At 75.4% G+C, this 18,944-nt stretch carries 17 protein-coding genes, 1 tRNA gene and 1 pseudogene; 4 read left to right on the top strand and 15 right to left on the bottom strand.

Annotation, left to right across the window (positions count from 1 at the left end; genetic code table 11):
* Positions 1-51: 51 nt before the first annotated feature.
* Positions 52-1,956, bottom strand: coding sequence for an ATP-dependent zinc metalloprotease FtsH (gene ftsH, locus IPO09_06865; GenBank protein MBK9517067.1), 1,905 nt, complete (start codon positions 1,954-1,956; stop codon positions 52-54).
* A 74-nt stretch (positions 1,957-2,030) separates the two neighbouring features.
* Positions 2,031-3,356 carry a tRNA lysidine(34) synthetase TilS gene (gene tilS, locus IPO09_06860; protein MBK9517066.1) on the bottom strand — a complete coding sequence of 442 codons (1,326 nt, stop codon included), beginning with the start codon at positions 3,354-3,356 and terminating at the stop codon, positions 2,031-2,033.
* A gap of 508 nt (positions 3,357-3,864) precedes the next feature.
* On the opposite strand from tilS, the gene IPO09_06855 reads away from it, so the two are divergent.
* The 3 genes from IPO09_06855 (at position 3,865) to IPO09_06845 (ending at position 7,131) form a co-directional block, all read left to right on the top strand.
* Positions 3,865-4,077: a TIGR04563 family protein gene (locus IPO09_06855; GenBank protein ID MBK9517065.1), complete on the top strand. Its 213-nt coding sequence runs from the start codon at positions 3,865-3,867 to the stop codon at positions 4,075-4,077.
* 90 nt (positions 4,078-4,167) lie between these two features.
* A complete protein-coding gene (locus tag IPO09_06850; GenBank protein MBK9517064.1) occupies positions 4,168-5,751 on the top strand; it encodes a hypothetical protein in 1,584 nt (527 codons plus the stop codon).
* A 66-nt stretch (positions 5,752-5,817) separates the two neighbouring features.
* Positions 5,818-7,131, top strand: a complete 1,314-nt coding sequence (locus IPO09_06845) for an ammonium transporter (protein MBK9517063.1) — start codon at positions 5,818-5,820, stop codon at positions 7,129-7,131.
* A gap of 98 nt (positions 7,132-7,229) precedes the next feature.
* On the opposite strand, the gene IPO09_06840 is transcribed toward IPO09_06845, so the two are convergent.
* The 11 genes and pseudogenes from IPO09_06840 to IPO09_06790 form a co-directional block, all read right to left on the bottom strand.
* A complete protein-coding gene (locus tag IPO09_06840) occupies positions 7,230-7,718 on the bottom strand; it encodes a PilZ domain-containing protein (protein ID MBK9517062.1) in 489 nt (162 codons plus the stop codon).
* Positions 7,719-7,991: an HU family DNA-binding protein gene (locus IPO09_06835; protein ID MBK9517061.1), complete on the bottom strand. Its 273-nt coding sequence runs from the start codon at positions 7,989-7,991 to the stop codon at positions 7,719-7,721.
* A gap of 123 nt (positions 7,992-8,114) precedes the next feature.
* The gene (locus IPO09_06830; GenBank protein MBK9517060.1) at positions 8,115-8,933 is read right to left on the bottom strand and encodes a 3-keto-5-aminohexanoate cleavage protein; all 819 of its coding nucleotides are present in this window, start codon (positions 8,931-8,933) and stop codon (positions 8,115-8,117) included.
* Entirely contained in the window at positions 8,926-9,330 is a 405-nt protein-coding gene (locus IPO09_06825; protein MBK9517059.1) for a 3-aminobutyryl-CoA ammonia lyase, read from the bottom strand. Before IPO09_06825 ends, IPO09_06830 begins: the two co-directional genes overlap by 8 nt.
* A gap of 44 nt (positions 9,331-9,374) precedes the next feature.
* The gene (locus tag IPO09_06820) at positions 9,375-10,142 is read right to left on the bottom strand and encodes a cobalamin-dependent protein (protein MBK9517058.1); all 768 of its coding nucleotides are present in this window, start codon (positions 10,140-10,142) and stop codon (positions 9,375-9,377) included.
* Positions 10,139-10,681 (bottom strand): hypothetical protein, encoded by a 543-nt coding sequence (locus IPO09_06815; GenBank protein ID MBK9517057.1) that lies wholly within the window; start codon positions 10,679-10,681, stop codon positions 10,139-10,141. Before IPO09_06815 ends, IPO09_06820 begins: the two co-directional genes overlap by 4 nt.
* Positions 10,678-12,248: pseudogene (locus tag IPO09_06810) on the bottom strand (D-lysine 5,6-aminomutase subunit alpha). Before IPO09_06810 ends, IPO09_06815 begins: the two are co-directional and overlap by 4 nt.
* A gap of 79 nt (positions 12,249-12,327) precedes the next feature.
* On the bottom strand, positions 12,328-13,155 hold the full coding sequence (locus IPO09_06805) for a HAMP domain-containing histidine kinase (GenBank protein MBK9517056.1): 828 nt from the start codon (positions 13,153-13,155) through the stop codon (positions 12,328-12,330).
* 32 nt (positions 13,156-13,187) lie between these two features.
* Entirely contained in the window at positions 13,188-14,501 is a 1,314-nt protein-coding gene (locus tag IPO09_06800; protein ID MBK9517055.1) for a tRNA cytidylyltransferase, read from the bottom strand.
* 14 nt (positions 14,502-14,515) lie between these two features.
* Positions 14,516-14,833 carry a hypothetical protein gene (locus IPO09_06795; GenBank protein ID MBK9517054.1) on the bottom strand — a complete coding sequence of 106 codons (318 nt, stop codon included), beginning with the start codon at positions 14,831-14,833 and terminating at the stop codon, positions 14,516-14,518.
* Between the two features lie 35 nt (positions 14,834-14,868).
* Positions 14,869-14,942: transfer RNA gene (locus tag IPO09_06790), tRNA-Arg, on the bottom strand.
* 298 nt (positions 14,943-15,240) lie between these two features.
* Between IPO09_06790 and IPO09_06785 the strand changes: the two genes are divergently transcribed.
* Positions 15,241-15,687, top strand: a complete 447-nt coding sequence (locus tag IPO09_06785) for a hypothetical protein (GenBank protein ID MBK9517053.1) — start codon at positions 15,241-15,243, stop codon at positions 15,685-15,687.
* 69 nt (positions 15,688-15,756) lie between these two features.
* Here IPO09_06785 and IPO09_06780 read toward each other — a convergent pair whose 3' ends face one another.
* Entirely contained in the window at positions 15,757-16,608 is an 852-nt protein-coding gene (locus tag IPO09_06780) for a hypothetical protein (protein MBK9517052.1), read from the bottom strand.
* A 122-nt stretch (positions 16,609-16,730) separates the two neighbouring features.
* Positions 16,731-18,815 (bottom strand): hypothetical protein, encoded by a 2,085-nt coding sequence (locus IPO09_06775; GenBank protein ID MBK9517051.1) that lies wholly within the window; start codon positions 18,813-18,815, stop codon positions 16,731-16,733.
* Positions 18,816-18,944: the final 129 nt, after the last annotated feature.

The raw sequence follows: 18,944 nt of genomic DNA, 5'->3' as shown, positions 1-18,944 counted from the left end.
GTGCGCTCCCTCGCCGCCGCCCCGCGCGACCGCCGCGGGGCGGGGCGCGCCTCAGGCCTTGCCCGCCGCCGGCACGCCGCCGACCGGGTCGAGCAGCCCGCCCTTCTTCTTGTCGCCCACCACGGTGGTGGCCATGGGCTTGGCCGGGGGCGGGCGGGTGATGGTGCCGCTGCCCATCAGCACCTCGATGTCGGCGGTGTCGAGCGTCTCGTACTCGATGAGCGCGTCGGCGATCTTGGCCAGCACGTCGCGGTGCCCCTCCAGGATCTTCCGGGCCCGGTCGTACTGCTCCATGACGATGCGGTGCACCTCGGCGTCGATGTCGCGCGCCGTCTCGGCCGAGAAGGCCTGCACGGTGGACATCTCGCGGCCCAGGAAGACCTCGCCCTCCTTCTTGCCGAAGGCCAGGGGCCCCATCTTCTCGCTCATGCCCCACTCGCAGACCATGCTGCGGGCCAGGCCGGTGGCCACCTCGATGTCGTTGCCGGCGCCGGTGGTCTTCTGGTTGAAGGTCAGCTCCTCGGCGATGCGGCCGCCCATGAGGATGGCGATCTGGTTGAGGGCGAACTCCTGGTTGATGTTGAGCCGGTCCTCCTGGGGCAGCTGCTGGGTCAGCCCCAGGGCGCGGCCGCGCGGGATGATGGTGACCTTGTGGACCGGGTCGGTGCCCGGGATGATGCGCGCCACCAGCGCGTGGCCGGCCTCGTGCACCGCCGTGGTCCGCTTCTCCCGGTCGGAGATGACCATGGAGCGGCGCTCGCTGCCCATCAGCACCTTGTCCTTGGCGTACTCGAAGTCGGGGCCGGTCACCTTCTCCTGGTTGCGGCGGGCCGCGAAGAGGGCCGCCTCGTTGACCAGGTTCTCGATGTCGGCGCCGGAGAAGCCGGGCGTCCCCTTGGCGATGGAGAGCAGGTCCACGTTGGGGTCCATGGGGACCTTCTTGGTGTGGACCTTGAAGATGCCGAGCCGGCCGTTGACGTCCGGGCGGGGCACCACGATGCGCCGGTCGAAGCGGCCCGGGCGCAGCAGGGCCGGGTCGAGCACGTCGGGCCGGTTGGTGGCGGCCACCAGGATGACGCCCTCGTTCGACTCGAAGCCGTCCATCTCCACCAGCAGCTGGTTGAGGGTCTGCTCGCGCTCGTCGTGGCCGCCGCCCAGGCCGGCGCCGCGGTGGCGGCCCACCGCGTCGATCTCGTCGATGAAGATGATGCAGGGGGCGTTCTTCTTGCCCTGCTCGAAGAGGTCGCGGACCCGGCTGGCGCCCACGCCCACGAACATCTCCACGAAGTCGGAGCCGGAGATGGAGAAGAAGGGCACCCCGGCCTCGCCGGCCACGGCGCGCGCCAGCAGGGTCTTGCCCGTGCCCGGCGGGCCCATCAGCAGCACGCCCTTGGGGATGCGGCCGCCCAGGCGCGTGAACTTCTTCGGGTCCTTGAGGAAGGAGATGATCTCCTCCAGCTCGTCCTTGGACTCGTCGATGCCGGCCACGTCGGAGAAGGTGATCTTGTTGTGGTGCTCGGTCATCAGCTTGGCGCGCGACTTGCCGAAGCTCATGGCCTTGCCCCCGCCCGACTGGAGCTGCCGCATGAAGAAGAAGAAGAGCAGGAAGATGAAGACCAGCGGCAGCCACTGCAGGGCCACCTGCACCCAGAGCGAGCCCTGGTCGGGCTTGGCGTAGCTGAGCGTGACGCCCTTCTCGAGCAGGTCCTTGGCGATGGTGGCGGAGGCGTCGAGCGGGCCGGTGGTGGTGAACTCGGTGCCGTCGGCGAGGTGCCCGCTGTACTCGAGCTCCTTCACCACCACGTCCTTCACCTGGCCCGCCTTCACCTTGGCGTCGAACTGGGACCAGTTGTAGGTCTTGATCTGCGTCCCCTTCTGGTCGAACACCTTCCACAGCGCGATGAACATCACGATGAGGAAGACCCAGAGCAGGGCGGTCTTGTAGGACTGTTTCAAGGGGCTCGGACCTCGGCGGGGAAGGTGAAGGACAGGGAACGGTTATAGCAGCCCGGGCCGGCCGGCGCAGCACGTCACGTCGCCGGGACCAGCCGGACGGCGACGCCGGCGGGCAGGCCGGCGGCCAGCACCCCGAGCGCCGGGATGGCCAGCACCGCGCCGCCGGCGTCGGCCAGCAGCACCAGCCGGTCGCGCGCCTCCCGCGGCACCTTCCGGTCGATGAGCCAGGCCTTGAGCTTCTTGCCGCCGGCCCCGCCGGCCGGGCGCAGGCGGTCGCCCGGGCGCCGGGTGCGCAGCCAGAGCGGCCATGGCAGCGCGGCGGCGGCGGGCGCGGCCACCTCGGCGGCGAGCCCCAGGCCAGGCAGAGGGTAGGTGCCCGGGCCCGGCACCTCCACCGGCGCCAGCGCCGGCCCGGCCGGCGCGGCGACGGGCCGGATCCGCAGCAGGCCCCCGGCCACCACCGCCTCCAGCCCGCCGGGCAGGCCGGCGCGACCCGCGCGCTTTCGCCGCAGGAGCGCCAGCACCACCTCCACGTGGGCCGCCCCGAGCTCGGCCCGCCGGCCGACCAGGCGGCGCACCACCCGCCGCCGCACCGCCCGGGGCTCCGCCAGGAGCCGGGCCACCGGCACCCCGGCCGCCGGCCCACCTGCGCCCTCCACCACCGCGCGCGCCCGCCGCGCCAGCGCCCGCTCGTCGTCCCGCAGCAGCCCGGCGGCGCGCCCCAGGGCGGCCTCGGCCGCCGGGTTCAGCTCGAGCAGCAGCGGCCAGAGCCGCTGGCGCACCCGGTTGCGGGCGAAGCGGGGGGTGGCGTTGCTGGGGTCCTCCCGGAAGGCCAGGCCCAGGCGGGCCAGGTAGGCCAGCCCCTCGGCGCGTGGGCGGTCGAGCAGCGGCCGCACCAGCGCCCCGCGACGGGCCGGGATGCCGGCCAGCCCGCGCGCCCCGGCGCCGCGCGCCAGGCGCAGCAGCACCGTCTCGGCCTGGTCGGTGAGGGTGTGGCCGGTGGCGATCCGGTCGGCTCCCACCCGGGCCGCCTCCCGCGCCAGCGCGGCGTAGCGCGCCCGGCGGGCCTCGGCCTGCACGTTGCCGGGGGCCACCTGGACCCGCACCGAGTTGAAGGGCACGCCGAGCCGCTGGCAGGCCTCCTGGCACGCCGCCGCGTCGAGCGCGCCGTCCGGCCGCAGGCCGTGATCCACGTGGAGGGCGGCCAGGGGCCCGAGCGCCCCGCGGTCGCGCAGGGCCGCCAGCGCGGCCAGCAGCGCCGTCGAGTCCGGGCCGGCGGAGGTGGCGACGAGCAGCGAGGTCGCCGGGGAGGCGAGGCGCCGGGCACGGATGGTGGCGAGCACCGCGGCCGGATACGGGTCGAGCGGTGCCCCCTCGGCCGGGCTCGCGCCGGCGCGCATTTTGCGCCGCGTACGGGTCACGCCCGCACCGCGACCGGCCCCGCCCGAGGTCGACGAGTCCGGCGGAAATCGGCGGAATCACAGGGGTCAGCAGGCGCTGAAAGTCCGGGGCGCCGGCCCGGCCGGCCCGGGGCCGGACTCTCCGAAATACCCCGGCGGAATAAATGGATCGCCTTCACTTGTTCCCACCCCGACAGCAGATTAGAGTCTTGGTCGTAGGGCCTAGGGGTCCCCCCCCTCCCCCTCTGGGCCCACGGGGAGCCGGCAGCAATGCCGGCTCCCTTTTTTTGTCCGCCAGCCCACGGCGCAGCGCAGCCGTTGCGCTCGGACCGCCGTCACTGGCTCCAGTCGCCGTCCCGTGGGTCAACGACATTCCTTTGTGTTGCAGCAGGTTGCGCCGTCCTGGCGGCCGCCGGATCGTCGCCCGCCGAGGTCGGCATACCTTGACCGACCACGACACCCGTCGTACAAGTCCCGGACTATCTATCCCACACTGCAGGGAGCATCGATGGCCGGCACCGACAAGCGCAAGCAGTCACTCTACTTCCCCGAAGACATGCTGAACGAGATCCAGGCCGAGGCGAACCGGCAGGACCGTTCCCTCTCGTGGATCGTGCAGCAGGCCTGGCGGATCGCGCGTGGCGAGATCATGCGCTTCCCGTCGGTCAACGACGTGCTCTCCGGCGTGGCCCGCCCGGACGAGAAGGAGGAGAAGGCCTAGCACCTTCCTCCACCGCGAGCGCAGTGGACGCGCCCGAGCCGGGTCTCCCGGTTCGGGCGTCGTCGTTTCACCTGCGGTAGGATGCCGCCGATGCCCACGGACCTCCCGCCCGGCGAGCCGGACGACACGCTGGAAGACGACGGCTACGGCCCCCCCGCAGCGCTGGACGAAGGACGGGCGCCCCGGCGCCGGTCGGGCCGCACCGCGGCGGTGGGACCCGAGGAGGACCCGGGCGAGCCGGGCCAGGAGCCAGCGACCAGCCCGCCGGGACGGCAGCGAGCGCTGAAGGTTGGCCTGGGCCTGGCCGCGCTGGCCCTGGCCGTGGCGGCCCTGCTCGGCTACCGCAGCCTGCAGCGCGGCCGCGCCCTCGCCGAGGGGCTCCCCAAGGCGGAGGCCATGCTGCGGCTCGACACCGCCGCCGGCTTCCGCGGCGCCGCGGACCTGCTGCAGCCGCTGGCCAAGCTCGATCCCCTGCAGGCCGGCTCCATGCGGGCCTTCGCCCTGGCCATGCTGGCGGCCGACTACCGCGACCCCGAGGCGGCCGACCGCGCCGAGGCCCTGCTGGTCGAGCCGAGCCGGGCCGCCGAGGTGCCGGACTACGCCAACCTGGCCACCGCGGCCAACTTCCTGGGCCGGCGCATGGTGGCCGACGCCGCCACCTACGCCGGCCGCGCCGGCCGCCACCCCTGGAACGGCGCGCTGCAGGGGCGCATCGCCTTCCTGGCCGGCAACCTGGCCGCCGGCGTCGAGCCGCTGGACGCGGCCACCACCACCGATCCCGGCCTGGCGGCCGCGCAGGCGCTCCAGGGCGACCTGGCCCGCCGCCTCCACCGCGATCCGGCGGCGGCTCGCGCCGCCTACCTCGCCGCCCTGGCCGCCTCGCCGCAGAACCCGCGCTCCGCCTACGGGCTCTCCAAGCTGGCGCTGGCGTCCCAGGTGCCGCTGGCCGAGGCCCTGGCCCCGCTGCGGCGGCTGGTGGCCGACGCGCAGACGCCGGTGAACGAGCGCGCCCGCGCGGCGCTCCACCTGGCGGCGCTCGAGCTGCGCAGCGGGGATCGCGCCGCCGCCACCGCCGCGCTCGGCACGGTGGCGGACCTGGACGCCAGGGCCCGCACCTGGGCCGAGCAGGCGGCCGTGGCCATGGCGGGCGACCGGGCCGGCTACCGGGCCATCCTCGACGCCCCGGCGCCCTTCCAGAGCGCCAGCGACGACGACCCCCCGGCGCTCTCGGCGGTCCCACCGCCCCCGCCGCCGGCGCCCGCCCCCGCCGCCAGGCCTTCCAGGGCCGCCACGGCCAAGGCCGTCAAGGCCGTCAAGCCCGCCCGCCAGGGGCGCCAAGCCCACCGCGGCCAAGGCCTCCGCGTTCGGAAAGGTGACCAAGCCGGCCAAGGCGCCGGTCCGCAAGGTCGCTGCACCGAAGGCTGGCAGCGCGGCGGCCAAGAAGGCCATCACGTCCCGGAAAGCAGCCACCGCCACCCCCAAGAAGCCTGCGCCGGCGAAGAAGCCGGTCCGCTGAGCCTCCTGCCCGCGCGGCGGCGCGCCGGGATCGCCCGGACACCAGGCAGCAGACCCGCGGCGGGGTGCGCCTGCGCGAACGGGAGGCAGCTTGCTGCCGCGTGGTCGGGCAGCACGGGCCAGGGCGCCGCGAGAACACGGGAAACTCCGGCCGGGTGAGGTCGGCACGGTGGCTGCACAGGAGCAGGGGACCCGCTGCGCCACCCCCCAGTTCCCGGAGGTCCCGTGAGAAAGCTCTTCGCCGCCCTGGCCATCGCCGCCCCCGCGCTCGCCCTGGCCCAGGCCGACGCCCCGCCCCCGCTCGACAGCGGCGCCACCGCGCTGGTGCTGGTCTCCGCCGGGCTGGTGCTGCTCATGACGCCGGGCCTGGCCTTCTTCTACGGCGGCCTGGTCCGCGCCAAGAACGTCGTCCACACCATGAACATGTCCATCGTCTGCATGGCCATCGTGGGCGTGCTCTGGACGCTGGTCGGCTACAGCCTCTCGTTCTCCCCGGGCGGCAGCCTGAACGCCTTCATCGGCGGCCTCTCCTGGGCCGGGCTGGGCGGCGTCACCGGCGCGGCCGAGCCGTCGCTCTCCGCCACCATCCCGCACCTGGCCTTCATGCTCTTCCAGGCCATGTTCGCCGTCATCACCCCGGCGCTCATCTCCGGCGCCATCGTGGAGCGGGTGCGCATCAAGGCCTACGTGCTCTTCGTGGCCCTGTGGAGCCTGGTGGTCTACACGCCGGTGGCCCACTGGGTCTGGGCCCCCGGCGGCTGGCTGCGCGACCTGGGCGCGCTCGACTTCGCCGGCGGCACGGTGGTGCACATCAACGCGGCGGCGGCGGCGCTGGTCGGGGCCATCCTGCTCGGCAAGCGGCGCGGCCTGCGCGCCCCGGTGGTGGTGCCGCACAACGTGCCCTTCGCCATCCTGGGCGCCGGCCTGCTCTGGTTCGGCTGGCTCGGCTTCAACGGCGGCAGCGCCCTGGCGGCCGACGGCCTGGCGGCCTACGCCTTCACCAACACCTTCGTGGCGCCGGCCGCCGCGGCGCTCACCTGGGGCCTGGTGGAGCTCTTCAAGCACGGCAAGATGTCCGGCGTGGGCCTGGCCTCCGGCGCGGTGGCCGGCATGGTGGCCATCACCCCGGCGGCCGGCTTCGTCACCCCGCTCTCCAGCCTGCTGCTCGGCTCCCTGGCGGCCCTGGCCTCCTTCGGCGCCGTCCGGCTGCGCCCCAAGCTCGGCCTGGACGACTCCCTGGACGTCTTCGCGGTGCACGGCGTGGCCGCCACGCTGGGCGCGCTGCTGACCGGCGTGCTGGCCAGCAAGGCGGTCAACGGCGCCGGCGCCGACGGCAGCCTGGGGCTGCTGGGCGTGCAGGCGCTGGGCGTGCTCGTCACCTTCGCCTGGTCCGGCGCCCTGTCCTTCGTCCTCTTCAAGGTGGTGGGCTTCATCACCCCGCTGCGCGCCGAGGAGCAGGACGAGTGGACCGGCCTCGACCAGTCGGACGCCGGCGAGCGCGGCTACGTGCTGGCCGACGACAGCAGCTCGGCGGGCTGAGGTCCAGGGCGGCCGTCCCCCGGCCAGCCCCGCCTGGAGCGGGCCCCGGTCGCCTGGAGCGGCCGGGGCGTGACCCAGGCGCCGCGCCGGCCCGGCGCCTACCGGCCGATCAGCGCCAGCACGGTGTCGAAGACGAACACCTCGAGCCGCTCGCGCTCGCTGGCCGGGAGCCCGGTGAAGCGGGCCGACACCCGGGCCTGGCCGCCCATGGCGCGCACGTCGGTGACCCGCGCCCGGCAGGCCAGCGGATCGGTGGCGGGGAGGCGCAGCGTGACCCCCACCTCGTCGCCGAGCGGCGGCGCCTTGGAGAGCGCCGCCGAGAAGCCGCCGGTGCTCAGGTCGAGCGTGACGGTGCGCTCGTGCACCTCGGCCACCACCAGCTCGATCTGGAGGGCGCGGGCCACCCGCAGGGTCTGGCGCGGCGTCTGCCCGGCCGCCAGGGTGAGCTGCTGGCCCACCAGCAGCGCCCGGGCCAGCTCGTCGCGCCCGGACCGGTAGGCGGCCAGATCGCCGGCGCCCAGGGCGCCGCGCCGCGCCTTCTCGTGCGCCTCGCGGAAGGCCGCCAGCCACTCGGCCAGGCCCTGCACCTACAGGACCTTCTTCAGCTCGGGCGCCGGCTTGAAGCCGACCGTCTTGGTGGGCGCGATCTTGATCTCGGCGCCGGTGCGTGGGTTCCGCCCCACCCGGCCGGCCCGCTTCTTCACCGAGAAGGTGCCGAACCCGGGCATGACGAACCGCTTGTCCTTGCGGATCCCCTTGCCCAGCTGCTCGAAGATCGCGTCAACCACCTGGGCCACTTGCCGCTTCGAGAGGTCGGCGTGCGCCGCCTGCACCTTCTCGATCAGGTCCGCCTTGGTCATGTCGTGTCGCCCCTCGATTGGCTGCCGGAAGCTAGCGAGCCCACCATGGGCCGTCAAGGACGACGCCAGGGTCGGCGCCCATACCATGAGTCGGGCCGGCCGCGGGGAGACAATCGCGCCGGCTCACCGGATCCCCAGCAGCGCCCGCGCCTGGGCCGGGGTGGCCAGCGGCCGGCCGGCCCGGGCGGCCAGGGCGGCCGCGGCGGCCACCAGCTGGTCGCTGCCGCTGGCCAGCACCCCCTTCGACACGAAGAGGTTGTCCTCCAGCCCCACCCGCACGTGCCCGCCCAGCCGCAGCGCCACCTCGGCCAGCGGCAGCTCGGCCCGCCCGACGCCCGCCACCGACCAGTGGACCGCCTCGGGCAGCCCCTCGACCAGGAAGCGCAGGTTGCGCTCGGTGCCGGCCATGCCGCCCGGCACGCCGAGCACGAACTGCACGTGGTAGGGCTGGGCCAGGTGGCCCTGCGCGAGCAGCCAGGCCAGGGTGTCGAGCATGCCGGCGTCGTACACCTCGCACTCCGGCACCAGGCCGCGCTCCCGCAGGCGGGTGGCCACCCGCACGATGTCCCGGCGCGAGTTGACGAAGACCTCGTCGCCGAAGTTCAGCGTGCCCATGTTGAGGGTGCCCATCTCGGCGCCGGCCACCAGGGAGCCGAGCCGCTCCTCGAGCGGCATGCCGACCGCGCCGCCGGTGGAGCACTGCACCACCAGGTCGCTGCCGGCGTCGCGGATCAGGTCCACGATGCGGCGGAAGTGGGCCGCCTCCTGCGAGGGGCGGCCGTCCGGCCAGCGGGCGTGCAGGTGGACCACCGCCGCGCCGGCGCGCCAGGCCGCCACGGCGGCCGCGGCGATCTCCTCCGGCGTGTAGGGCACGGCCGGGTTCTGCTCGCGGGTGACCTCCGCGCCGACCACGGCGGCGGCGATGATGACCGGCTCACCCATAGGACGCCCCCCCGGACTGGCCGCGCTGCCGCTCGCGGAGCACCACGCAGGTGCCGCTGGCGCGGCACACCACCAGCGGCGTCGCCAGCACGTCGGCGGCGCTGTCGTTGAGATCGGCCCGCGGGCTGATGACCTTGCGGGCCTCGAAGCGCATGGCGCGCGAGGTGGCGCCCACCCGGACGATCTCCCCCTCGGCCTCCACGAAGTCCCCGGCGTGCACCGGGGCCAGGAACTCCACCGAGTCGTAGGCCCGGAACAGCCCCTCGTCGCCGTCGTGGCGCACCAGCAGCTCGGTGGCCACGTCGCCGAAGAGGGCCAGCAGCCTGGCGCCGTCCACCAGGGCCCCGCCGTAGTGGGCGTCGGCCTGGGACATCCGCAGCCGCAGCGTCACCTTCATCCCGCACCTCCTGGGCCGGCCCGCCCGTCCCCGGGCGGCCGCCCTCAGTGGAAGACCTTCCCCATGCGCCGCAGCACCTCGGCCACCAGGTAGTTGGCCACGTCGGAGGGGCGCGTGCCGGGCCCGAAGCCGGCGTCGAAGCCGAGCTCCAGCGCCAGCGCGTGGTCGATGCGCGGCCCGCCCAGCAGGGCCACCACCTGGCGGCGCACCCCCAGCCGCTCCAGCTCGTCGAGCAGCTGGCGCGCGTTCTCCTTGTGCACGTCGCGCTGGGTCACCACCTGCGACACCAGCACCACGTCGGCCCGGCGCTCCAGGCAGGCCCGGGCCAGCGTGGCGTTCTCCACCTGCGCGCCCAGGTTGCTGGCCTCGAAGCAGGGGTAGCGCTCCAGCCCGTAGTCGCCGGCGAACCCCTTCATGTTCATGATGGCGTCGATGCCCACCGCGTGGGCGTCGGAGCCGGTGCAGGCCCCCAGCACCACGATGCGGCGCCCCACCTCGCGCAGCGAGAGCTCGTTGAGCTCGTCGAAGCCGCGCTTGCGGGTCAGCACCTCCGGCACCACCAGGGCGCCGTAGTCCACCGCCGCCGCGGTGTGGGCGTAGACCACGAAGAAGGTGTAGCCCTCGGCGGCGGCCTCCATGGCCGCCACGTGGACCCGCTCCAGGTTCATCTGGCGGGCCACCTCCAGGGCGGCCTGCCGCGCCCGCTCGCCCGGCGGGACCGGCAGCACGAAGGAGAGCTGCACCACCCCGTCGTCGCGCCGGTCGCCGTAGGGGCGGACCAGCTCGCCGGGCCCGGGTCCGCGGGCGCTCACGTGGCACCTCCCAGGCGGGCCGACTTCACCACCAGCCGGAAGTCCTCCAGCAGCGCGGCCGGGATGGGGGAGCGGCCGGTGAAGAAGAGACGGTGCTGCACCGCCCCGTGGCAGGCGGCGTAGGCCCAGCCGTGCCACCCCCCGGCGTCGGCCTCCTGCATCAGGGCCGGCCGCCCGCCCAGGGTGGAGGCGTGGCGCCGCACCCGGGTGAGCTGGGCGGCGCCGCGCTGCAGCGACTCCTCGGCGCCGGCCAGGCAGGCCAAAGCGTCGTCGAAGGTGGCGTCCACCACCCAGGCGTCGAGCCGGGCCTCCCCGGCCGCGCCGAGCGTGACCCGCCGCAGCCCCCCGGCGGCGCTCCAGGCCGCCGGCGCCTCGAAGCTGAGGGCGCCCACCGTGTAGCGCAGCCAGCCCTCGCGGCCGGCCGGCGCCACCACCGGCGCGCCGGCGTCGGCGTCGGCGAAGCTGCCCGGCGGTCCGCCGGCCCCGCCCAGCCCGGCGCAGCCGGAGAGCAGCAGGAGCCCCAGCGCCGCGGCCCTCACCGCCCCTCCAGCGCGTCGAGGAAGGGGTTGAAGTAGGCGGGGTCACGCGCCACCACGCCGGAGAGCCCCTTGCCGCCCTCCGGGGTGCGCGCCACGTCCCCGAAGCGGGCCTTGCCGATGGCCACCATCAGCCCGTCGGCCGCCACCTCCTCCAGGAGCGCCCGGGCCTTGGCCAGGGTCTCCCGGGCGCGGGCCTCGATGCGGCCGCCCGGCTTGAGCCGGAGCTCGCCGCCCATGGAGCGCCAGGCCCGGTCGACGTAGCCGGCCACCTTGAGCGCCGCGTAGCGGTCCATCAGGAAGGGGTTGTGCATGGCCTCGGTCATCATGCCGAGGAGCTGGATCCCCTGCCCGGTCACCTGCCCGACCACGTCGGCCATGACGTCGTAGGCGTGGCTGAAGAAGATGTCGCCCTGCTTGTGCTTGGTGGGCGGCATGTACTTGATGGGCGCGTCCGGGAAGAGGGTGCGCACCAGCAGCGCCTGGGCCAGCTCGCGCAGGATGGTGTCCTCGCGGGCCGGGTCGATCTCGAAGGAGTGGCCCAGGCCGATGAGCCGGTCGGGCAGCCCGGCCCGGTGGGCGAAGGACTCGTTGACGAACTGCGAGGCGATGACCGTGTGGGCCGCCTCGTCGGCGTCGGCGGTGGTGATGTAGTTGTCCTCGCCGGTGTTGATGACGATGCCCGCCAGCGCGCAGATGCGGCGCGAGAAGTGCTGGTCGCACAGGGTCCGCTTCATGTTGATGTCGCGGAAGAGGATCCCGTACATGGCGTCGTTGAGCAGCATGTCGAGCCGCTCCCAGGCCGCCGCGAAGGCGATCTCCGGCATGGCCAGGCCCGAGGAGTAGTTGGTGAGCTGCAGGTAGCGCCCCAGCCGCCGCGACTCGGCGTCCAGCGCCTCCCGCATGATGCGGAAGTTCTCCTGGGTGGCGTAGGTGCCGCCGTAGCCCTCGGTGGTGGCGCCGTGCGGCACGTAGTCGAGCAGCGACTGGGCGGTGGAGCGGATGACGGCGATGACGTCGGCGCCGGCCTGGGCGGCGGCCCGGGCCTGCTCCACGTCGTCCCAGATGTTGCCGGTGGCCACGATGAGGTACTTGTGCGGCCGGGGGCCGGTGCCCAGCTCGGCCTTGAGGGCGTCGCGGGCGGCCACCCGGCGGCGCAGCTCGGCCACGGCGGCGCGGGCCTCGCGGGTCAGCAGCTCGCGGATGGCCGCGTCGTCCGCCGCGCCGACGGAGGGGGCGCCTCCGGCAGCGAGGCGATGCGCTCCACGATGGCCAGCGGCTCCGAGGCCCCCTGCCGCATGGCCCAGCCCAGCCACCAGGCGGCGCCCCGCCCGAGCAGCCGGCGGCGGTGCAGCTCGTCCACCAGCAGGTTGACGTGCGGGATGCCGCGCGGGCCGGCGTCGTGCAGGCCGAAGAGCCGCAGCACGGTCCGCTCGATGGCCACGGTGGTGTGCCCGCCGACGAAGCCGAGCACCTGCGCGGTGACCTGGTCGGCCAGCGCCCGGCAGCGCGCCACCTCGGCCTGGTCGAGGGGGAGGTCGGGGACCTCGCGGCCGTCGGCGAGCATCATGCGCGAGGTGTAGGCCCGCGCGGGGGCGATGGGCAAGCGTCCCGAGGGGGCGGGAGGTCCCCTCGAGGCCGCCGGCGCGCTACCTCGGCCCGGCCGGCGGCGCGGCGGCCTCGGCCGGCGGCGCCTGGTCCGGGCGGATGTCCGGGATCTCGATGGTGAAGCGGCAGCCGGCGAAGTGGCGCAGGGCCACCGGCGGCTGGGTGCGCGGCGGGCTCTCCAGCCAGACCCGGCCGCCGTGGGCCTCGGCGATGCGGCGCGCCACCGGCAGGCCCAGGCCGGAGCCCGGGTGGTGCCGCGCCTCGTCGCTGGCCCGCACCTGGGCGTGGTGGAAGGGCTCGAAGATGGCGGCGGCCTCCGCCGCCGCGACGCCCGGCCCCTGGTCGTAGACGGCGAAGCGGAGCCGCCCGCCCTCGCGGGACACCTCCACCAGCACCTCGGCGCCGTGCGGGGAGAACTTCACGGCGTTGCCCACCACGTTCATGAGCGCCTGCTTGAGCTTGCGGGCGTCGGCCAGCACCGGCCCGCCACCGGCGCGCGCCAGCACCACGTTGAGCCGGGCGTCCTTGATGAAGGGGCGCAGCTCCTCGATGACCAGCTCGGCCAGCAGGTCCGGATCGACCGGCCCCGGCGTGAGCGGCGCGCGCTCGGAGCCCAGGCTGGCGAAGTCGCCCAGGTTCTCGACGATGCGGGTGAGCCGCGCCACGCACACCGCCATGGTCTCCATGACCCGCCGCTGCTGGGCCGAGAGGGGCCCGAGCTTCTCGGTCTGGAGGATCTTGAGGTAGCCGGCCAGCGGGGTGAGGGGCGTCGAGACCTCGTGCGCCAGGTCGCGGATGAAGGCGGCCCGGGCCCGGAGGCGCTCCTCGTGCTCCCGTGACTCCGCGCCCCCGTCCGGCTGCTCCGTCATGCCGCCAGTATAACCGGGCCAGGCCGGCGGGCTCACCGCGTCCTCCTGGCCCACCAGGCGCGGGCCAGCCCGGCCAGCCGCTCCGGCGTGTCGAGCGACGGGTCGTCGAGCACCTCGTCCAGCAGGGCGCGCAGCCCTTCGCCGACGTGCGGCCCGGGCGGGCAGCCCAGCAGCCCCATGAGGGCCCGGCCGTCGAGGGACAGCGCGGCCGTGCCGAGCGGCGCGCCCGAGGCCAGGGCCGCCGCCACGCGGCCGCGGTGCGCCTCGGCCGACGCCAGCGCCGCGGGGCGATCCCCTGGCGGCGCCACCGCCGCCTCGGCCAGGCGCAGGGCCAGCAGCGCCGGCGCCCGGGCCGGCCCCATGCCCGCCAGCCAGCGGCGCACCGCCGCGGGGGCGTGCGGATCCTCCGGCGGCCCATCCAGCAGGCAGGCCTGGCGCGCCGCCAGCGCCGCCGCCTCCTCCACCACCCGGCGAGGGAACCGCAGCCCGGTCAGGAGCGGCTCGACCTCCACCTCCGGCGCCTGGTGCAGCAGCGCGGCCAGGCGCCGCTCCGGGCCGCCAGCCGCGGGGTCCACCGCGGCCACCACCGCGCCGGCGTGGCGCAGCGCCTCGGCCGGCAGCGCCGCCAGCGGCGGCAGGATCACCGCCAGGAGCCCGGTCTCCGCCAGCAGGACCAGGGCGGCCTCGACGAACGGGGCCGCCACGGTGCGGCCCAGCTCCTCGCCGACCCGCTCGGCCGAGACCTTGCGGACCACCGGCAGCGCGCCGCGGATGGCGCCCCTGGTGTCCGGGTGGAGGGCGAAGCCGAGCTGGGCGGCGAAGCGGACCGCCCGCAGCGGCCTGAGGCCGTCCTCGCCGAAGCGGTCCTCGGCCCGGCCCACCGCGCGGATGAGGCGCGCCGCCAGGTCGGCCTGGCCGCCGAAGGGGTCCACCAGCACCTGGTCGAGCGGGTCCCAGGCCATGGCGTTGATGGTGAAGTCGCGGCGGGCCAGGTCCTCGGTGAGGTCGGTGAGGAAGGTCACCGAGGTGGGCCGGCGCCCGTCGAGGTAGGCGCCCTCGCCGCGGTAGGTGGTCACCTCCACCGCCAGGCGGTCCGGCGTGAGCACCGTGACCGTGCCGTGGGCGATGCCGGTGTCGATGACCTTGGGGAAGAGCGCCTTCACCTCGAGCGGTCTGGCCGGCGTGGCCAGGTCGAAGTCGGCGTCCGGGTGGCCGCGGCCCAGCAGCCGGTCGCGCACCGCGCCGCCCACCAGGTAGGAGCGGTGGCCGGCCCGCCGCAGGGTCTCCAGCACCGCCAGGACCGAGGGCGGGTAGGCGTGCTGGCGCAGGGCGTCGGGCGGCGGCATCGACCCCGTGCCCCTCAGTGCGTCGGCGCGGCGGCCCGCTTCTCGGTGTGGGCGCGGTCGAGCAGGCGGAAGTAGAGGCGGATGAGCGAGGTGCGGGCGCTCGGGGTCAGCGCCTCGACGGCGCCGCGCGCCAGGCGCGGCGAGTCCCGGCAGATGGAGAGGAGCGCCTGCCCCACCTCGTTGGCGTCCTCGCGGGCCACCGGCGCGTCGGCGTCCGGGGCGTCGAACGCCTCGCGGATGGCGTCGGCGTCGAAGAGCGGGTGGTGGCCTCGCAGCCCCTGCACCAGCAGGCCGGAGAGGCGCCCTGGCGCCAGCGTGGACAGCTTCTCCATCCCCTGCCCTCCCTCATCCCCCACGGCGGCGAAAGTGGTCCCGGCGGGATTCGAACCCACGGCCCCCGGTTTAGGAAACCGGTGCTCTATCCAGCTGAGCTACGGAACCAGGCGCTGGTACGGCGGGCGGTATACCACGGGGCCCTGCCGTGGGAGGGAGGGAGAAACGCCGCGCCCGTGCCGGAGATCGCGGCGGATATCGCGGGCCTCGACGGAGGTGCGCTGGCCCGGTCCCCTGATCGGCCCGGCCGGTAGGCGGCGGGCCGCGTGGTGGGGCGCCGGGCGCCGGTGCCGTCCTGGGCGCCGCCTCCACGCCCCAGGGAGGCCGTGCGCCCTGGCCGGTGGCCGGGTACGGACCCCGCTGCAGCCGTGCTGCGGCCACGGAGCGCGCCGCGGGAGCCGGGACCGTGACCCTCCGCACCCTCCTCGTCGCCTGGCTCTCGATCTCCGCCGCGGCCTGCGGCGGGGGCGGTGAGCCAGGTGGGACCGCGACCGTCACCTTCGTCTACCAGGCCGCCACCACGCTCGACCCGGCGGTCGCAGCGCAGTTCCCCGCCTGCGTCGGGGAGGTGGGCGCCACCCACCTCCACCCGAGCTGGCTCGGGTTCGAGCTGGTCTCCATGACGGCGGAGGGGAACCAGTGGGTGGCCACCTTCGACGACGTACCGGTGGGCGGCCGCCTGCGGATCCGGGTGAGCGATCCGAACGCCTGCGCCTCGAGCCCGACCGGCGCGGCGACGCAAGGCGTCCTCGCCAACGGGGTGCTCCTCACCGACGTGGTCGGCACCCCGGGGATCGGCACCGAGCCCGGCCTGGCCTTCACGCTGGCGGCGGGTGGCGCGGTGACGCCGTGAGGCCCGCGGCGCGGGCCGCCGCTCCCCGGGGCGACGGGCCCGGCCGCCCCTGCGCGGCGCGCCGCCCGCTCACCCCTCGCCGTGGCGCGGCGCCGTCGCCTCGAACACCCCGGCGAAGCGGTTGCACGTCAGCGTCACCGCCAGGGCGAAGAGCCCGGCCGCGGCGCCCAGGGCGGCGCTCCAGGCGGGCGGCGCCGTCAGCGCCAGCCGCAGCACCACCGTGGAGGCCGCCAGCCCGGAGTTGCGGAAGATGAGGTGGTAGGCGCCGGAGTGGCGCAGGGCCGCCAGCACCAGGAACACGTCGGCCAGCACCAGCACCGTGTAGAAGCTGCTGAAGAAGCGCGGGTCCTCCTGCAGCGCGGCCCGGATCGCCAGCGCGGCGTAGATGGCCAGCAGGGTCAGGGCCACCAGCTTCTTGAGCGCCACGAAGGAGACCCGGCCGTCGTCGCGGCCGGGGAGCGCCGGGTGGCGCTGCGCCGCGTAGTAGGCGCCCAGCGTGACGAAGAGGGCCAGCGCCCCGGCGCCGTACCAGCCGATCTCCAGGACCACCGTCTGGGCCTGCGCCCAGGAGATCGGCTCGTCGAGCTTGCCGAAGGCCTCGAAGGCGTGGCGCAGCAGGATGAGCGAGAAGACCTCGAACTGCTTGCCGGCGGCGTTGGCCACCGAGGCGGCCAGGCCGATGGCCAGCGCCGCCACCTCCCACGCCAGCACCAGGTAGAAGGCCAGGTCCACCGAGCGGAAGTGGTTGCGCGGGACCAGCGCCGCCAGGCGCTCGGGCAGCCAGCCCTGCCGCGCCAGCTCGATGCCCGCCACCGAGCAGACGAAGGCCGAGGCCACCACCGTGGCGAAGGCCCGCCGGGTGGCGGGGCGCTCGAAGCGCTCGGAGATGGCGTCGAAGAGGCGGAGCAGGAAGGCCAGCATGTGTGATCGGTCGTACCGCCGCGGCCACGCGCCCGGAAGCCGCGGCGGCGCGGTGAAAGGCCGCAACCCGCGCGAGGCCTCGGCGTGGCCGGGGGGGGGGCCGCTCCGCCCCCGCGTCACCGTCAGGGCCGGCTGGCCACCCACCAGAGCGTGTTGGCCTGGCCGTTCCCGTCGTCCCAGGCGGCCAGCTGGTTCACCTCGGCCCAGGCCGAGGCCGGGTCGACGGTGGCGTTGGCCATGGAGAGGAGGCCACGCCAGCCCGGGGGCGCCCCGGCGGCGGCGGCCGCCATGCGCGGCCAGGCGTCGGCGATCCAGGCGGGCGAGACCAGCGCCTCGCTCACCGGCGTGAACGGCAGGAGCTGGATCCCGTAGACCTTGTAGGGCTCGGCGCCGAAGAAGGTGTCGAAGGTGGCCTGGGTCTGGAAGAGCCTGCCGACGCAGCGGTTCTGCGCGAAGGGCTCCTGGTAGACGGCGCTGGCCGCCGGGATCTGCCAGTAGGTGCGGGCGGCGTCGAGCTCCAGGGCCAGCAGCACCCGGCCCAGGTCCCGCAGGCGGGCGTCGCCGCTGGCCTCCCCCAGCAGCTGGATGGCGTACCAGGCGTTGACGGCCTCGGAGCTCGACTCCTGGTCCTGCCCGTCGGCGTGCTCGGTGAGGCCGCCGGCCCAGGAGTGGCCGCGGAAGAAGTCCATGTGGCGGAAGCGGGGGAAGCTCGGATCGGCCGAGCTGGGGTTGGCGATGTCGCGCACCAGCGCCATCAGCCCGGGGCGGTGGGCGGCGGCGAAGCCCGGGTCGGCCCGGGCCACGGCGGCGGCGGCGTAGAGCAGGTAGCCGAAGTGGAAGTGGTGGTCGTTGTAGTGGCCCTGGCCGAACTCCGCCGAGGGGTTGGCCAGCGCCGCGGCGGTGACCACGCCGCCCCAGGTGGTGTCGTGGACGAACGGGTTCGTGCCGGTGCCGTCGAGCCAGGCGGCCACCAGCGGCGCCAGGCGCGCCCGCAGGGCGGCGGCGGTGGCCACCTCGCCCAGCTCGTCGGCGATGAGGGCCAGCCTCCCCAGCTTGGCCAGCTGCTTGCCGCCGAAGTAGGTGTCGCGGGCCACGCCCGGGTCGGGCACGAACCCCGCCTCGGCCAGCAGCGCGGCGCGCACCGCCGGCACCCGCGCCGGCGCCAGCGGGCGCGGCGCCCCCCAGGTGATGGTCGAGAGCGGCAGCGCCATGGTCCAGCTGCTGCCCGACACCGCGGTGAGCGTGCCGCTCATGGTGCGGTAGGCCAGGGCGGTGGTGCTGGGCGCCACCAGCCGGGCCAGGTGGTGCGGCAAGGCCGCCACCAGCAGCGGCCCGGCGCCGGTGGTGGCCCAGGTGAAGCGCAGCGTGGCCACGTCGCAGTCGATGGCGGCCTCCACCACCCCGCCGCGCGCCACCGCGCCGGCGTGGGCGTCCAGCACCGCGGCCGCCCCGGCCACGGCCGGGAGGCTGGCCACCCGCAGGGTCCCGGTGAACGCGGCGGCGGCCACCAGGTTGCCGCGGGTCCAGTTGAAGGTCACCGGGCCGGAGGTGTAGAGGAGCCAGCTGCTCCCGTCGCTCAGCGCCAGCTCGAAGCGGCTGCCGCTGGCCGCGCCCGGCGAGGAGACGCCGTTGACGCTGCTGAACGTGAAGGTGCCGGGCAGGAGCATGGGGCGCAGCGCCCCGGCGTAGTCCACCGTGACGTAGGGCATGCCGGCCACCAGGGGCGCGGTCATGGTGCCGCCGGCGGCGCTGTACCGCAGCGTCACCGAGAGCAGGTCGTGGGCGGTCACGGCGTGGCTGGTGGCCCCGCCGAACTCCAGCGCCCCCAGCATGAGCTGCTTGCGGTCCGGCACCGAGACCAGGGTGGCGGTGGTCACCGGCTCGGCGGCCGCCACGTCCAGCCAGACCGGCTCGGCCCTCACCTGGTAGGGGAGGAAGTCGACGCGGTTGCCCCCGGCGCCGAGCACCAGGTTCTGCCAGGGGGCGTTGGTGGGCAGCGGGGCGGCGGCCGAGGCCCACAGGGCCGTGGGCGCCTGCTGGCCGGCCCGGGCGGCGTACGGGGGCGGGGCGGTCGAGAGCGGGGTGTCCAGGTCCAGCGGAGAGGCGACCCCGCAGGTGCGAGGCGGCTCGTCGCCGCCACCGCCGCCGCAGCCCGCCAGGGCGGCCAGCACGGCGACGAGGGGCCAGGTGGTCTGCCCGAGGGACATGTGGTGCTCCAGGGCGCCTGGCCTGACGCGCCGCGACGGCGGGTGGTGCGCCGCTCGACCTTGACAACTCGCCGGGCGCCTCGCTAGTTTGTTCGTGCGCCGAACAAAGTCAAGCCCCCCAGCCCGCAC

It is taken from the genome of Anaeromyxobacter sp. (assembly GCA_016718565.1).
Classification (GTDB): Bacteria; Myxococcota; Myxococcia; order Myxococcales; family Anaeromyxobacteraceae; genus JADKCZ01.
Note: the sequence above shows the minus strand (reverse complement) of the source record. Positions and strands in the feature narration are given on the sequence as shown.

Excerpts from the sequence above, each read along its gene's own strand:
- tilS (MBK9517066.1), bottom strand. The coding sequence starts at position 3,356 with ATGCGCGCCGGCGCGAGCCCGGCCGAGGGGGCACCGCTCGACCCGTAT.
- IPO09_06855 (MBK9517065.1), top strand. The coding sequence starts at position 3,865 with ATGGCCGGCACCGACAAGCGCAAGCAGTCACTCTACTTCCCCGAAGAC.
- IPO09_06850 (MBK9517064.1), top strand. The coding sequence starts at position 4,168 with ATGCCCACGGACCTCCCGCCCGGCGAGCCGGACGACACGCTGGAAGAC.
- IPO09_06835 (MBK9517061.1), bottom strand. The coding sequence starts at position 7,991 with ATGACCAAGGCGGACCTGATCGAGAAGGTGCAGGCGGCGCACGCCGAC.
- IPO09_06830 (MBK9517060.1), bottom strand. The coding sequence starts at position 8,933 with ATGGGTGAGCCGGTCATCATCGCCGCCGCCGTGGTCGGCGCGGAGGTC.
- IPO09_06825 (MBK9517059.1), bottom strand. The coding sequence starts at position 9,330 with ATGAAGGTGACGCTGCGGCTGCGGATGTCCCAGGCCGACGCCCACTAC.
- IPO09_06805 (MBK9517056.1), bottom strand. The coding sequence starts at position 13,155 with ATGACGGAGCAGCCGGACGGGGGCGCGGAGTCACGGGAGCACGAGGAG.
- IPO09_06800 (MBK9517055.1), bottom strand. The coding sequence starts at position 14,501 with ATGCCGCCGCCCGACGCCCTGCGCCAGCACGCCTACCCGCCCTCGGTC.
- IPO09_06795 (MBK9517054.1), bottom strand. The coding sequence starts at position 14,833 with ATGGAGAAGCTGTCCACGCTGGCGCCAGGGCGCCTCTCCGGCCTGCTG.
- IPO09_06780 (MBK9517052.1), bottom strand. The coding sequence starts at position 16,608 with ATGCTGGCCTTCCTGCTCCGCCTCTTCGACGCCATCTCCGAGCGCTTC.
- IPO09_06775 (MBK9517051.1), bottom strand. The coding sequence starts at position 18,815 with ATGTCCCTCGGGCAGACCACCTGGCCCCTCGTCGCCGTGCTGGCCGCC.